The sequence below is a fragment of the Brevibacillus sp. AF8 genome, from assembly GCF_021270385.1.
Lineage (GTDB): Bacteria > Bacillota > Bacilli > Brevibacillales > Brevibacillaceae > Brevibacillus.
The window spans coordinates 20,406-34,523 of the sequence record NZ_JAGQDN010000026.1 but is presented as its reverse complement, the minus strand read 5'-3'; the positions used below and the strand labels follow the sequence as shown (position 1 = coordinate 34,523).

Genomic DNA, 14,118 nt, shown 5'->3' with positions numbered 1-14,118 from the left:
ATGCCCGACAGCTTTGCCTACTTGTTATTTTTGTCCCAATAGTTCGCGAATTTTTTGATGCGCCATCGGGATGGTGTAAGCATCTAATTCCTCCCAAGCTACGTATCTTGCATGAGCGGAGAGCTCTTCCCCTTCGATCCAGTCACAGGACCATACTTGCATGTTCCACTGCAAATGGGAGAAGATGTGCTGAACCGTACCCAGCGGCTGCATGACTTCTACATCGATTCCGAATCGTTCACGCAAACCAACTGCAAGTGCCTCCTGCTTGGCAGCATCACTTTCCTGTTCAGTTTCAACAGTAGGGAATTCCCACATGCCAGCGAGAAGCCCCTGATCGGGACGCTTGTTCATCAAGACTTTGCCGTCGCGAACGATAATGCCTACTTGCAGATCAACAGGACGTGGAGGTTTGGCTTTGCCTTTGACCGGCAGCTCTTCTGCCACTCCCTCCTGACGCGCCATACAGTAGTCAAACACCGGACAGGTCAAGCATTGCGGAGTGCGCGGCACACAAACCATCGCTCCCAGCTCCATTAAAGCCTGATTAAAATCTCCCGCTCTTCCCTCTGGAATGACCTGGCGTACGAGATGCTCGATTTTGATTCTTGTGGCAGGCTTGGCAATGTCATCGGTTAAATACAGCAGGCGTGAAAAAACACGCATAACATTTCCATCCACAGCCGGCTCCGCCTTTTCATAGGCAATGCTAAGAATGGCACCTGCTGTATACGGCCCGACACCTTTTAGTGTAGCGATCTCTTCTGGTGTATCCGGCACAACTCCTCCATAGCGAACCGTTACCTCGCGGGCTGCGGCTTGAAGATTGCGCGCGCGGGAGTAATAACCGAGTCCTTCCCACGCTTTTAAGACATCATCCTCGGGCGCTTTCGCTAAATCACTCACCGTCGGAAATTTCTCCATGAAATTCGCATAATAAGGTTTAACGGTCTCTACGCGTGTTTGCTGAAGCATGATCTCCGATACCCAGATGCGATAGGGGTCTTTGTTGATCCGCCAAGGCAAATCCCGCTTTTGTGAGTCGTACCAGGCCAGCAAATCCTGTGCAAAGCCAAACACATGAAATTGTTCAGGAAGTGTATATTTCAAGCTTTCTTTTTTTCTTGCCATTTCCTTTTCTTCTACTCCTTTTCAACCCAGTTCCGCGGGACGAAACGCCCACACATGCAGTTTCGCAGCTCCGCCGGAAATACAGTCGCAAAAGTCTTGGTCTGCCAATCGGTTTGCCTTGATTTCTTCGTATACGTGAACAGTCTCGACCTCAAACGTTTCGACAAACAGACCGGGCTGATCCAAGCCCTCCATTGAGCGATACTGACGTGCACCCATCGCTTCCATTCGCTCAGCCATCTTGGTGAGCAATCTCAGAGCGTGACTTCGTTTTTCAGTATCCAGCTTATATTCAATGAAAACCGTTAGCATGCGACATGTTCCTCCTTTACCGATTCAACGCTTTCATCATACCCTTCCCACCCCGTGCGAACAAGCACACAAATATTTTCAGAACGGGCGGGAATTAACCTTAGGCAAACGCTATAATAAACAATAAAAGTGGAAGGAAGGGAGGAAGACAACGATTCCATGGATACAGCCACACATTTTGCCATGGGCTTTGGATTGGCCGGGCTCGCCTATCTTGATCCTGTCGTAGCTTCTACTCCGTCACTTGCAATGGCCGTCATGATTGGAACGGTCATTGGCTCGCAGGCACCTGATTTGGATGGCTTAGTCCGCCTTCGTGGTACCGCTGCCTACATTCGCAACCACCGAGGCGTTTCTCACTCGGTTCCCGCTTTATTTCTCTGGACTGGAGCCATTTTCGTTCTCATCCAGGCCATAATGCCACAGCACCATTGGCTGCATTTGCTCGGCTGGATATTCCTGGCCGTCTGTTTACACGTATTCGTTGATTTGTTCAATTCCTATGGCACAAAGGGCCTGTACCCGTTTCGCGACAAATGGGTGGCGCTCAACGCCATTTTCATTTTCGATCCGTTCATTTTCGCTGCTCATCTCGTCGGCTTTATGCTATGGGCAGCAGGTGCGCATCCTGGACACGTCTTTTTATGGATATACGTGATCATTGCCGGGTACTACTACTGGCGTTGTCAGGTGCAAAGACGAACGACCGAGCTGGTTCGTCAGCGAATCGGCAAAGCTGGTACTTTCACCATCATTCCTACTCTTTCCTGGACGTATTGGACCTTCGTCGCCAAGACAGACCAGCATTGGTATGTAGGTGAAGTCATTTCGGGAGACGTCGTCATCTTGGACACCTTCTCCATCAAACCGGAAAATGAGCGGATTGCGGCAGCCAAGAAAAGTTACAAAGTCCAGTCCTTTCTTGCTTTTACCCATCATGTGCACGTAGAAACAAAGGAGCGCTCCTTTGGCTACGAGGTCAAATGGATTGATCTACGCTACCGCTCGCGTTTTCAAGGGAAAAGTCACTACATGTTCGTCGCCGTGGTCTACCTCAACTTTGACCTGACCATCCGTGATTCCTTCGTCGGTTGGATCCACCGCGGAGAAGAACAGCTTACCAAAAAATTGGATTCAAAACGCTCGTAATCGACGAGACTGCCGCCCCTGTCAGTAGAGGGCGGTTATTTTTTGTCATCTGACCCGCTCATTTTCACCAAAATTGCACCTGTTCTCCTAGTCAAATACCCATTACGATCAAAATAACAACGACAGACTGGGGGACTCGACATGATACCAATTCGTTATTCCAAGCGTACCATCACTGATCAGGAGCAAATTGACCAGTTTTTGCAAGTGGCAAAGGTCGGCCATCTCGGCTTGTCCAATGAAATCGAGCCGTACATCCTGCCTTTGAATTTTGCTTGGTGGAATGGCTGTATTTATTTTCACGGCGCGGATTCTGGCAGAAAGATCGAAATGATCAATGGCAACAACCGCGTATGTTTCAGTGTTTGCGAGGAGTACGGCACAATCGCCTCGCCTGTGCCTGCCCATATCGATACGGCTTACATGAGTGTGTTTATCGCTGGGACCATTGAGCGTGTTTCCGAACCTGAAGAGATGCGCGATGCGATGCAATCCATGATCGACAAGTACGTACCCGGCTATTATTCAGAACCGTTGCCTTTGCAGCATGTCATCAAGTATCGTTCTTCGATGGGCAGTACAACCGCCATCTTCCGGATTACGCCTACCGCGCTAACTGCCAAAGGTAATCCCCTTTCCGAAGAGAAACAGTTCTATCCGGGCAGAAAAATCGGAATGGATGTATAGCCCGAAAAAAGACACGCTCCTTTTATAAGAGGCGTGTCTTTTGCTTGACTGATCTTTACTTATTATATGGAGCACTCATTCCTGTCGAAATCGCGATTCGGTTCCAGCTGTTGATCGTATTGATCGCCATAATCAAGGCAACGTACTGGTTCTCGTCAAAATGCTCGCGAACCTGCTGGTAGAGCTCTTCTGAAACACCGTTAGCTGTAATGACCGTGACAGCTTCTGTCAAAGCAAGGACGGCCCGCTCTGCCTCTGTGTAAACCGCTGATTCTCTCCATACACTGAGCAAATAAATTCGTTGCTCTGTCTCACCGAGCTTGCGCGCATCTTGCGTATGCATATCCATGCAAAAGGCGCAGCCATTGATTTGGGAAGCACGAATTTTGATCATCTCAATCAGTTTTTTGTCCAAGCCGCTTTCATTCACGAATTTTTCCAGCTTGAGCATGGTTTGATACGCTTCGGGATTCACTGTACGATGATTGATTCTAGCTTGCATGATTCATCTTTCCTCTCCACTCGAATTTGCTTTCAACCTCAAAGACGAGTGAAGTATCGTTCTTGTGACGAATCATCCATTTTCTTTTTGCAAATGGGCAAGCTTATCTGGATTGACTATCATGTACAAACGTTCAATGCGATCTTCTTCATTTATTGTGATCTGCATGATCGCTTTCAGCTGACCTTCGGAGTAGACAGCGATTCCATCCTGGCCATTGATCGAGCGAATTTGCATGGTAGCATGAGAAGCCCACCTTGGCCATACCCCCATCCAGAAGGCCGTAATCCGCTCGTCTGAGAAGACGGGATGAATAGCCGCACGGACTTTCCCGCCACCATCGCTGACAAACACAGCATCTTTTGTCAAAAGGCCGATCAATGCCTTCGCATCTGACTTGGAGATGGCCTGCATTAGCTGCTCTACCAGGCTCGAAATCCGATTCGACTGAGGGATGATCGCCTGATATCCTGCTTCAGCCAGCTTTTTTCTTGCGAGGCTAAACTTCTTCCGGCAATTTACTTCGGTCATTTCGAGCATCGTGGCAATTTCACTGTATTCGTAGCCGAGTGCTGTTCGGAGCACAAAAACGGCCCGTAGTGTCGACGGTAAATTCTCCAAGAGAACAAGCAAGCCATATGAGACTGCTTCTTCGGCAATCACCGTATGCAAGGGATCATTGGTTTCCGAAGCGTCCAGCATCGGCTCTGGCAGCCATTCCCCTACATATTGCTCCCGCTTCCAACGGGCAGATTTTAATAAGTCCAGACAGCGATTGGTCACAGCTTTGCACAGATAGCTTTTCACATGGTGAATGTCTTGGATGTCGGTACCTGCCAATGCAAGAAATGTATCCTGAACAATGTCCTCCGCTTCCGTTACCGAGCCCGTCATCCGGTAAGCAAGGGAAAACAGTAATGATTTATACTCCCGATAAACATCCTCCATGTGCACGGTCATTATTTCGAATCACCAAACTGCCAAAGGGTGTGACTGAGACTTCCATAGCGGATGCTCATATGCAGGCGCTTCGCTGTACGTTCATCGTCAGCAGCTCCCATGACGTACACAAGCGGAACAAAATGCTCGGTTCCATACGCGGGAACAGCTTTTTCGGCATGTGGAGCAAGCTCGCGATAGTTGGCGAGATCCTCGACATTCCAGTCAGTCAAGGTTGTTTGCAGCCAGTCTTCGAATTGCTCCGCCCACTCAAAGGTAGCACCATCGGACTCTCTCAGGTTCATATAGGAAAAATTATGGACAGTTCCGCCACTGCCGAGGATCAGAACGTCTTTTTCGCGTAGGGGACTGAGTGCTTTGCCGATCTGGTATTGCTCCTTTACAGTCAGGTTCGGATTAACTGATAAAGCAACAACAGGAATGTCTGCATCCGGATAAATATGGCGCAAAACAACCCAGTGTCCATGGTCCAAGCCTCTCGTCGTGTTCAGAGCGACAGGAATACCAGCTTCCTGAAGAAGTCGGATGGTCTCATCCGCTACTTCACGCTCTCCTTTTGCCGGGTACTCGATTTCGTATAACGCTTGCGGGAAACCGCCAAAATCGTGAATAGTCGGGAAGGTGTCCATCGTTCCCACCATTTGATCATGTGCTTCCCAGTGAGCGGAAAATATGACGATAGCACGCGGCTTGCGTGGAAGCAGGCTAGGCAATTGGTTCAGTGCTTCTGTATAGGCGTTGTTTTCTATGGCAAGTAACGGGGCACCATGTGCAATGAAAAAAGACGGCATCATATGCGTACACTCTCCTCTATACTTTTTAAACTTAGTTACTTTTTGTAAGTATTATATCGCATAATCATCTCGGTTACAAGTGTATCCAGAATCGATGCCGTTTCTTTGCTCTGAACAAAAAAAGCTTGCCGCTCCTAAAGAACGACAAGCCTTTTGGCTGGTAAAGTTACAATTACTTCGCTGCTGCGAAACGCTTGCTAACTTCATCCCAGTTTACAACATTCCAGAACGCGCCGATGTAGTCAGGGCGTTTGTTTTGGTAGTTCAGGTAGTAAGCATGCTCCCAAACGTCCAGACCAAGGATAGGTGTTTTACCTTCCATGATTGGGCTGTCTTGGTTAGGAGTAGAGCTGATTGCTACTTTTCCGCCTTCTGCAGTCAACCAAGCCCATCCGGAACCGAAACGAGTAGTAGCTGCTTTTGCAAATTCTGCTTTGAAGTTGTCAAAGCTTCCGAAAGCCGCGTTGATTGCGTCAGCCAGTTCACCAGTTGGTGCGCCGCCACCATTCGGGCTCATGATTTCCCAGAACAGTGTGTGGTTAGCATGGCCTCCACCGTTGTTGCGAACAGCAGTGCGGATGGACTCAGGCAGAGCATCCAGATTGCTGATGAGCTCTTCTACAGTTTTACCTTGCAGGTCTGCGTGTGCTTCCAGAGCTGCATTCAGGTTGTTAACATAAGTAGCATGGTGGCGTCCGTGGTGGATTTCCATGGTTTGCGCGTCGATATGTGGTTCCAAAGCGTTGTGTGCATAAGGCAATGCAGGAAGTTGATGTGCCATTGTAACATTCCTCCTCAAATTATGTAGGTCAAGCTTACGAGTTCATTATACTGCAAGGTAAAAAGTTTTTCAACAAATCGGTATGCAAAGTATATTAATCTATTTATTATTTCAAAGATTTCTATCTTGCAAACGAAAAGGAGCGTGCTAGACTTGGATTATTACAAACGAATAGAATCAGGTGATATCTAGTGGAAATGGACTTATCAACGATCGTACTTCTCGCCGTCTTTGGATTCGTTGCAGCATTCATCGACAGTACTGTTGGTGGAGGCGGGCTCATCTCCCTCCCCGCCCTGCTCGGTCTAGGAATGCCCCCGTACCTTGCTCTTGGCACGAACAAATTGGCTGGCACCATTTCATCTGCCACCAGCTCCTACACCTTTATCAAGAGCGGTAAATTTGACAAGAAGCTCATGCTGATCTTATTTCCTGTCTCGCTGATCGGTGCTTATTTCGGGGCGAAAACAGTTCTGTTCGTTCCTCAGGAGTTTTTGAAGATCCTTGTCGTTATTATGATGGCACTTATTTTTGTTTACACCCTTTTCAACAAGCGTTTCGGTCAAGATTCCAACTACAAAGGACTGACCAAATTCACGCTCGGCATCGGGATTCCTTTTACCTTTTTAATCGGATTTTACGATGGATTTTTCGGGCCTGGAACCGGTTCATTCTTTGTTTTTCTGATGGTGCTTTTGTTTGGCTATGATTTTGTGATTGCAGCCGGCAATGGCCGAATTTTGAATCTGGCCAGTAACATTTCAGCGCTTTTTGTCTTCACAATGGAGGGCAAGGTCGTCTTCATGACTGGTCTCATCATGGGGATCGCGATGCTGTTGGGTGCGAACCTTGGAGCCAAAATGGCTATCAAAACGGGGGTACGTTATGTTCGTCCGTTATTTTTGGTCGTATCCATTACTTTGATCGTGAAGATGGTGTATGAGTTGATTTTTACTGCTTGAATTAAAAAGCCCTACTTGTACGCTGCTGTAGTGGTGGGGAGGAAACAGGAGAAAACGCTCAGCTTCTAGGGCCACCCCCTGGGGGATTGACTGCCCGACTCCATGCAAAAAGCGAAACCGCGTCCAAAGTAGTCCATTCAGGAAGTTTTTCAGAGGTGGACGCTTAAGACCGTGTTTCGCTTTTTGCATGGAGTCTCGGTCGGTGTCCCTAAGATCTTCGCTTATTTCTCCTGTTTCCTCTACGAGCTTTCCTTGTTTTCCGATAGTTTAAAGCTTTAAAAATGATGAAAAATGCCTTCAGTTACGCCAGAGAAGAATATTTCCAGACGTAGCGACTTGTGGAGTCCTACCGAGCGGAGAAGGGATTCGCGGGCAACAGAAACGCAACGTGCTCGCGTTACGAAGCGGCTACCACTTTTGCGTTTCCCCGCGAATCCCTTCGGAGCGGGCAGTCTTAACCCCTAGCAGGACGGAGCCTGGAGCCTAGACTGGAAATATTCTTCTCCCCACTACAGCCATAAGCAAGTGATAACAAACTCTCCTACTCAAGCTGCCATGGCAATGCCGGGCTGGATTCGACCTCGTCATTGACAGGAGTTACCACCGTCTATCCGCAGTACATCGCCCGCTCTGACAAGGTACTGACAATTGAGGATCGGATCAACGGCTTTTTTCAACGATGCATGAATGGTAAACCATTGCCATACAACAGTGATGAAATGCGGGCAATGGTCGCTCATCTTACTTACATCGCTACAAATCGACCCTGGCTCATGAAAAATGATACGCGCATAGCGAAAAAGGTCACCTGCACAAAGGGGACCTTTTTCGGCTAGCATGTGTGATTCGTCCCGCACTGGAGATAATGACGCATTCTTATCCTGCACCGTTTGTTTAATCAAGATAGCTCGCCATTGCCTTTGGTTCCAAAGGCACATAGACTAACGAAGGGGTCTCTTGGCCTTTCACCCATATATAAGCCAGCTCTACAGGATGGTTTTTCAAGTAGGCTCTCGCTGCTTTTTCTGGGTGCATCTCTTGCTCGTCAGTCTGCGCACTTGAAGTGTTGCTGGATAAATCCTTCTGAAAGCCGATCACCTTTCCGGTTTTGGAGTCGATGTCAACTGTGTACCCTTGTACATGATTCTCCTGACGCTTTTTTCCAGACAGAGCTTTGAAATAGATGTGGTATGTAGGTGAATGGAGTTCAACTTTGATCACTTGTAGCCCCGTAGTTTCGGAATCCAGATATTTTTGAAGGAATGAAACGGCTGTATCGGTCACAACAGTAGCATCCTTCGCTTCAGCAGAAGGAGATGTTGGCGGATTCACATACTCGAATCCAGTGACCTCACCTGTCAAATCGTTCGCCTGAAGAGAAACAGAACTGTTCTTACCCACCTTCCAATGATAGGTAGTCGTACCCTTGTCGCCCTCCACTTTCCACAAGCTTTCTCCTTCTACCGTGAAATCAAAATTCGTTTCCAATATTCTCATGGCCTCTTCTTTATTCATAGCAATCATTCTCGTTCCAACGCCACTCACCTTGTAATTCTTGCCACGCAATTGGTTATATTCCCTCTCGACTCCAATCAATTGACCATCTTTGGCATCTACAAAACCCATCAGGTCAGGATTGTAGCTGATGTTCTGCGTGTCTGAATAGAAAAGCGACATGACGTCGGCTAGAATGGACTCCGCCTCTACTTTAGAAATCGTACGGGATGGATCAGGAAAGGTTTGTTCATTTCTTTCTCTTATCTGAATCTGGCTAGCAAGTACAGATTTTCCGTTGTTGGCTTCATCTAGCATCACGATGTAGTGATCATTGATGAACGGAATCCCGTTTACGGTACGCGCAAAGACAAATTGCTTTTGCTTTGTATCCGACAAGGAATCTACAAACTGGTAGGAGCGACTATCCTGTCCAACCATTTGTTTGAGATAGGCAGCTGCTTGGTCATGCAGGGTAGTCGAGGTCGTTTTGCTGTAGGGAGCCGTTGTTGTCTTAGCAGAGCTCTCCTTAGAAGATTTCTCTCCTATTCTCGACTCTTTTGTAGTGACTCGTTTTTCTGGCCCCGCTATCTGTTCTTTTTTCACCCCAACCGCAGGAGGTACCGGTACACTTTCCTTGGTATTTTCAGGAGCTATTTTTGTAACAGTCATCGGTTCAAAACTCGGAGGAGACAACTGTTCTGGTGACGAGTGCCTTGCTTCTTCTACGTCAGTTGAAGGAAGAGCGAGTGAAGCTCCCCAGGCAACCAACAGAAAAAAGGCAACAGCCTGAACACTTTTGATCATTCGATTGCTGGCGATTGACTGCTGATCCATTTTCCTTGCTTTTGCCGCTAAAGCCACTCTTAGCCGTTCCTTTGCTTCCATTTGCGGTTTTGGAGCATATTGATTCAATTCTTTCATTCTCTCATGTAGGATATCTACGTCTTTCCAATACATGTGCTCCCCCCTCCTTCCGTCCCCTTTCCTCCATTTTTTGCTGAACGAGTTTGATGGCCCGATGATAGTCTACCTTGGCTTTGGACTCAGAGATACCCAGGAGCTCTGCTGTCTCTTTCACGCTGTGCCCCTCAATAGAACGTAAAATCACAACCATGCGATACTTGGGAGGAAGCGAGAGAATCGCATCTCTAAGCTGGCGGTCTCGCTCCTTTTCCATATAAATCTCTTCTGGCAAGCCATCCTTGGCTGGAAGCTCTTTAAACCAAATATCCGCGAATATTCTCTGGAATTTTTTGCGTCGATAAAGATCAATGGCAGCATGCTTGGCAATGGAAAATATCCATGTTTTTATCTGCACTCTTCCGTCATACCGAGGCAATGCCTGCAACACCCGTGTGAATACTTCTTGGGTAATATCTTCCGCGTCGTTTCTGTTCCCGATAAAGTGATAGAGGAAATAATAGATGTCCTGATAATAGGTTTCGACAAGATCCTGAATCCGCTCTTCATAGCTCCCATACATCTGCTTCCCTCCTTTACACAAAACAAGTGTGCTTGCTCCATTATTGAAAGCAAGCACGGCACTCCCTTATTTCTTCTTTCTTGGGTTTTGGATAGACTCCCCAGTCAGGGCGTCTACGTACTCTAACATATAGTCATTCTCTTGTGGCTTGTAAACCAGTATCGTGGACTCCGAACTTTCACGGTCTATGACTGGAGCATAGTACATCAGTTCCAATGGATGATGCTTCAGATACTCTTTGGCAGCTTTCTCTGGTGAGACTGCCTTGGCCAGATCGGGATAAGTGACTGCGCTGGGATCGAATTCTCCAAACAGGCCCATGAGTTTGCCTGTCTCACTATTAATCTCAACCCTATAGGATTGATCCTCAACCGGGATGCCATTTATCGTGTTGAAATAATTGAAGATGTAATGATCGGATTGCTTCAGTCGAAAATCCTTGTCCATTGCCACGGCTTTTGTATCGGTATGCAAATAAGTTTGTAGCACTTGCAGGGCTGTCTTTTGAGCTTCTTCGATGGATACCTTCTTGCTAGGCTCTTTAGAATCGTCTTCCAAATACAGAGCAACGACTTGACCATTCGTTGTTTTTACCCGTACGCTGGCGACTTGATCCCCTTTTTTCCATTGAAACTCCTTCACATCCCCATTTGGCTTATTTTCGGGGACCTTTTCAGTAAAAGTAGTTCCGGTTGAGTCAAAGCCAAGAAGATTTTTCAAATGGCTCGCAGCTTCATCCTTATCCTTTGCAGTCAACTTTTGGCCCTGCGGCGAAACTGGAATAGCAGGAGCTGAAAGATTGGGTTCTCGGTAAAATCTCGCATGTTCGGTCTCGACTGATTTACCCGACTTGGCATCCAAGAATCCGGACCAGGAGACTTGATAGGTCAACATCAAGCCACTGCGGTCTTTATTCGAACGATAAACGGGTGTCATCAGTCCTACGACTGCTTTTTCTGCCTCTTCTAAAGACATCGCTTCTTCTGGTTTCGGAAGGGAAGCAGGATCAATCTGCTTGGAGATCTGCCCAACGTTGCTGATCAGAGAGACGACCTCCCCATTCCCATTCAGACCCAAAGACATTTTTTCATCATGATGCGGAACCCCGTTTATGACTAACCGATATGCGGGACCGCCCAATTGCTCTGACTTTTGCGGATTATATTGGTACATCTTCGCAGCGTCTCCCAGTAAAGCTTTCAAAAATGCATCCGCTTTTTCCTTCTGGACGTCCAACGGAAGCTCCTTGTCATCCGGTTCATCTGTCTCATAACCAAAGCTGTTGATGTCCCCTGTCTTCTTGTCCAGATAAATATCCATCACGGGTTTTTTTTTGCCGTCTCCCTTTTTTCGTTCTACCATTACAACATCGCTTGTTTCTCCTATGTCCATTTTCTGAACAGTGAGCTCTTTCATATATGGCAGTAGCTCTGACAGCTTGTCGATTGTTTTTTGGGCCATGGCCTGCGCTGTCGCATCCACCACCACTCCCGTATGGCTGGCTGAAGTCTTCCCAGCTTGAGCCGCCCATGCTGGCGTGGCTGTCAGAAGAGTTGCCGCCATGACAGACATAACTGCCCGATTCCATTTTTTCATCTGTTCTTTCCTCCTCAGATTTGTTTCCTGCTTCTCATTTGCATTATTCGCACGAGCTTACAAAAGGTTACATTTGATTTCCAGTTTCCTCCACAAAAAGACAATCATCTAAACAGCGACTATCCGTCAAACAATCGGTTTCCCCGGTCAAACTATGGTTACAAACATACAAAAAAACCTTGCTATGGTGTAAAACAGCAAGGTTTTCAGGCTGACTTTTTATGGTTTGGCTTTTAGCTAGCCCCGACTGCTACAGTTTTTGCTTGATGATCACGTACCGCCTGATTGCTCGCCGCCATAAACGCCTGCGCGACCGCCATCAGTACATCTCGATGCTCGGAAACTCCTTTAAAATGACTTCCGTTGGCACTGACCGTCACGATCGCTTCACCTGTCGCATGCTCTCCCGACGACAATGAATACAGCTCCATGTCCGTAAACTCCACGTCGAACGGCAGTGCCTGCTTGATGCCTGCCACCAATGCCTCAACAGGTCCTTCTCCGGTGCCAGAGTATGCTTGTTCTTCTCCCGTTACATTGTTCGTAATCGTGCAGGAAGCCATGCGATGTCCGGATGTGCCGGTGAGCACCTGAGCGTTTACCAGTGTGAATGGCTCCAGTACAGCGTTCACGGTATGTCCCACCAGTTCAAGCAATTGATGATCCTGGACAACTTTTTGCTTGTCAGCCAGCTCTTTAAATTGGACGTACAGGGCCTCCATCTGTTCGTCAGTCAACTGTATCCCGAATTCGTTTACGCGGTGCTTGATGGCATGACGGCCGGAGTGCTTTCCGAGAATGATCATGTTGCGAGGAACGCCCAAGCTCTCCGGGTCCATGATTTCGTACGTGCTGCGCTCTTTTAAGAGACCGTCCTGATGAATTCCCGCTTCGTGCTGAAAGGCATTGCGACCGACAATTGGTTTGTTGAAAGCAATCGGGAAGCTCATGGCACGGCTCACCTTTTGTGAAGTGGTGTAAATGTGCTCCGGTCTGATGCCAGTTTCGGCATCCAGCGCTTCTTTGCGCGTCTCAATTGCCATCACCAGCTCTTCCAAAGAGCAGTTCCCTGCCCGCTCACCGACCCCGTTGACCGTTACCTCGACTTGAGTGACCCCCGCTCGAATCGCTGCCAAACTGTTTGCAACTGCGAGTCCCAAGTCATTGTGGCAGTGTGCACTGAACTCTACCTTGTCGCTGCCACGGACGTTTTTCATAACACGAGTAAACATAGCCCCATACTCTTCTGGAAGTGCGTACCCTACCGTATCGGGGATGTTGATAATGGTTGCGCCTTCTTCAATCGCTGCCTCGATCATCTCAAACAGGAATTCATCGCCTGTGCGAGTCGCATCCATCGGGGAAAATTCGATCCGGTCTACAAACTGTTTGCCGTACGCAATCATTTCGCGGGCGATCTTTATCACCTGCTCTCTCGACTTGCGGAGTTGGAAGTCCAGATGAATACTAGAGGATGACAGGAACATGTGGAGTCTGCGTCGCTCTGCCGCCTGTGTAGCCCGGACAGCAGCATCGATGTCCTCCTTCACCGCACGAGCAAAGCCACAGATTTCTACGCCGTGCACCTCTTGTGAAATACGTTGTACCGCCATGAAGTCACCGGGGCTGGAGATCGGGAAGCCCGGTTCAATGACATCCACGCCGAGGTCTGCCAAATGCTTTGCAATCACGATTTTTTGCTCAGGCGAAAGAGACGCTCCTGGCGCTTGCTCTCCGTCACGCAGTGTCGTATCAAAAATATGGATTCGTTTTGTCATGGGTAATGCCTCCTCAATTTTTAGTCGTTTTAACCGTAATAAAAAAAGCCTAGCGTCTCCATATACAAGAGACGACAGGCTTTTGGCTGCCGCGGTACCACTCTCGTTGATCCCCTCTTTTGTCAAAAGAGAATCCACCTCGCTGTCCCGATGACGTGGGACGATCCGTCAAGGTCTACTGAACGTTTTCAACCTAGCCGCTCCCGGGTGAGATTCGAGCATTTCCTGACTGCGTCGCACCTACCCGCAGCTCTCTGGACAAGAAATTCGCTTTACTAGCTCCCGTTCTTCGCGTTTGTTCTATGTCGTTGTGAAAATCAGAAAATCAAAAAGGCCTGCCGTCTCTATCGAAGAGACGACAGACCTTGTCTATCGCGGTACCACTCTCGTTGACCCCAGCTGCTCGCCAGAAGTCCACCTCATGTACTGATCCTGATCGACCAGCACAACCCGATCACGGAGGTTAACCGTCAGAACTTACTGCTC

At 48.1% G+C, this 14,118-nt stretch carries 13 protein-coding genes, 1 pseudogene and 2 other annotated features (1 of these 16 cut by a window edge); of the genes and pseudogenes, 4 read left to right on the top strand and 10 right to left on the bottom strand.

Features of this window, described 5'->3' with window-relative positions:
- Positions 1-24: 24 nt before the first annotated feature.
- Complete coding sequence (gene mutY / locus KB186_RS25015) at positions 25-1,131, bottom strand: A/G-specific adenine glycosylase (RefSeq protein ID WP_173611401.1); 1,107 nt, start codon at positions 1,129-1,131, stop codon at positions 25-27.
- A 21-nt stretch (positions 1,132-1,152) separates the two neighbouring features.
- Positions 1,153-1,443, bottom strand: coding sequence for an MFS transporter (locus KB186_RS25010; protein WP_173611400.1), 291 nt, complete (start codon positions 1,441-1,443; stop codon positions 1,153-1,155).
- A gap of 159 nt (positions 1,444-1,602) precedes the next feature.
- Between KB186_RS25010 and KB186_RS25005 the strand changes: the two genes are divergently transcribed.
- Both KB186_RS25005 and KB186_RS25000 read left to right on the top strand, forming a co-directional pair.
- Positions 1,603-2,592, top strand: a complete 990-nt coding sequence (locus KB186_RS25005; protein ID WP_173611399.1) for a metal-dependent hydrolase — start codon at positions 1,603-1,605, stop codon at positions 2,590-2,592.
- Positions 2,593-2,733: 141 nt separating this feature from the next.
- Positions 2,734-3,279, top strand: a complete 546-nt coding sequence (locus KB186_RS25000) for a pyridoxamine 5'-phosphate oxidase family protein (protein ID WP_221869245.1) — start codon at positions 2,734-2,736, stop codon at positions 3,277-3,279.
- 55 nt (positions 3,280-3,334) lie between these two features.
- Here the strand turns inward: KB186_RS25000 and KB186_RS24995 are convergent, their stop codons facing one another.
- From KB186_RS24995 to KB186_RS24980, 4 genes are all read right to left on the bottom strand, one after another.
- Positions 3,335-3,781: a carboxymuconolactone decarboxylase family protein gene (locus KB186_RS24995; protein WP_221869246.1), complete on the bottom strand. Its 447-nt coding sequence runs from the start codon at positions 3,779-3,781 to the stop codon at positions 3,335-3,337.
- Positions 3,782-3,853: 72 nt separating this feature from the next.
- A complete protein-coding gene (gene sigJ, locus KB186_RS24990; RefSeq protein ID WP_232774591.1) occupies positions 3,854-4,741 on the bottom strand; it encodes an RNA polymerase sigma factor SigJ in 888 nt (295 codons plus the stop codon).
- The gene (locus KB186_RS24985; RefSeq protein ID WP_173611395.1) at positions 4,741-5,535 is read right to left on the bottom strand and encodes a dioxygenase family protein; all 795 of its coding nucleotides are present in this window, start codon (positions 5,533-5,535) and stop codon (positions 4,741-4,743) included. The genes sigJ and KB186_RS24985 overlap by 1 nt, the downstream gene beginning before the upstream one ends.
- A gap of 172 nt (positions 5,536-5,707) precedes the next feature.
- Positions 5,708-6,316 (bottom strand): superoxide dismutase, encoded by a 609-nt coding sequence (locus tag KB186_RS24980; protein ID WP_047073692.1) that lies wholly within the window; start codon positions 6,314-6,316, stop codon positions 5,708-5,710.
- A 191-nt stretch (positions 6,317-6,507) separates the two neighbouring features.
- Between KB186_RS24980 and KB186_RS24975 the strand changes: the two genes are divergently transcribed.
- Both KB186_RS24975 and KB186_RS24970 read left to right on the top strand, forming a co-directional pair.
- Positions 6,508-7,278, top strand: a complete 771-nt coding sequence (locus tag KB186_RS24975; protein ID WP_047073690.1) for a sulfite exporter TauE/SafE family protein — start codon at positions 6,508-6,510, stop codon at positions 7,276-7,278.
- 542 nt (positions 7,279-7,820) lie between these two features.
- A pseudogene (locus tag KB186_RS24970) lies at positions 7,821-8,114 on the top strand (c-type cytochrome); the annotation flags it as partial.
- Between the two features lie 58 nt (positions 8,115-8,172).
- On the opposite strand, the gene KB186_RS24965 reads toward KB186_RS24970, so the two are convergent.
- The 4 genes from KB186_RS24965 to KB186_RS24950 all read right to left on the bottom strand — a co-directional run bounded on the left by KB186_RS24965 (position 8,173) and on the right by KB186_RS24950 (position 13,632).
- Positions 8,173-9,732 carry a hypothetical protein gene (locus tag KB186_RS24965; RefSeq protein WP_232774590.1) on the bottom strand — a complete coding sequence of 520 codons (1,560 nt, stop codon included), beginning with the start codon at positions 9,730-9,732 and terminating at the stop codon, positions 8,173-8,175.
- Positions 9,701-10,258, bottom strand: coding sequence for an RNA polymerase sigma factor (locus KB186_RS24960; RefSeq protein WP_173611393.1), 558 nt, complete (start codon positions 10,256-10,258; stop codon positions 9,701-9,703). Before KB186_RS24960 ends, KB186_RS24965 begins: the two co-directional genes overlap by 32 nt.
- A gap of 66 nt (positions 10,259-10,324) precedes the next feature.
- A complete protein-coding gene (locus tag KB186_RS24955) occupies positions 10,325-11,854 on the bottom strand; it encodes a YcdB/YcdC domain-containing protein (protein WP_232774588.1) in 1,530 nt (509 codons plus the stop codon).
- A 233-nt stretch (positions 11,855-12,087) separates the two neighbouring features.
- Positions 12,088-13,632: a 2-isopropylmalate synthase gene (locus KB186_RS24950; RefSeq protein ID WP_232774587.1), complete on the bottom strand. Its 1,545-nt coding sequence runs from the start codon at positions 13,630-13,632 to the stop codon at positions 12,088-12,090.
- Positions 13,633-13,696: 64 nt separating this feature from the next.
- Positions 13,697-13,931 (bottom strand) — a binding site (T-box leader).
- 49 nt (positions 13,932-13,980) lie between these two features.
- Positions 13,981-14,118 (bottom strand) — a binding site (T-box leader) (it continues 131 nt past the right edge of the window).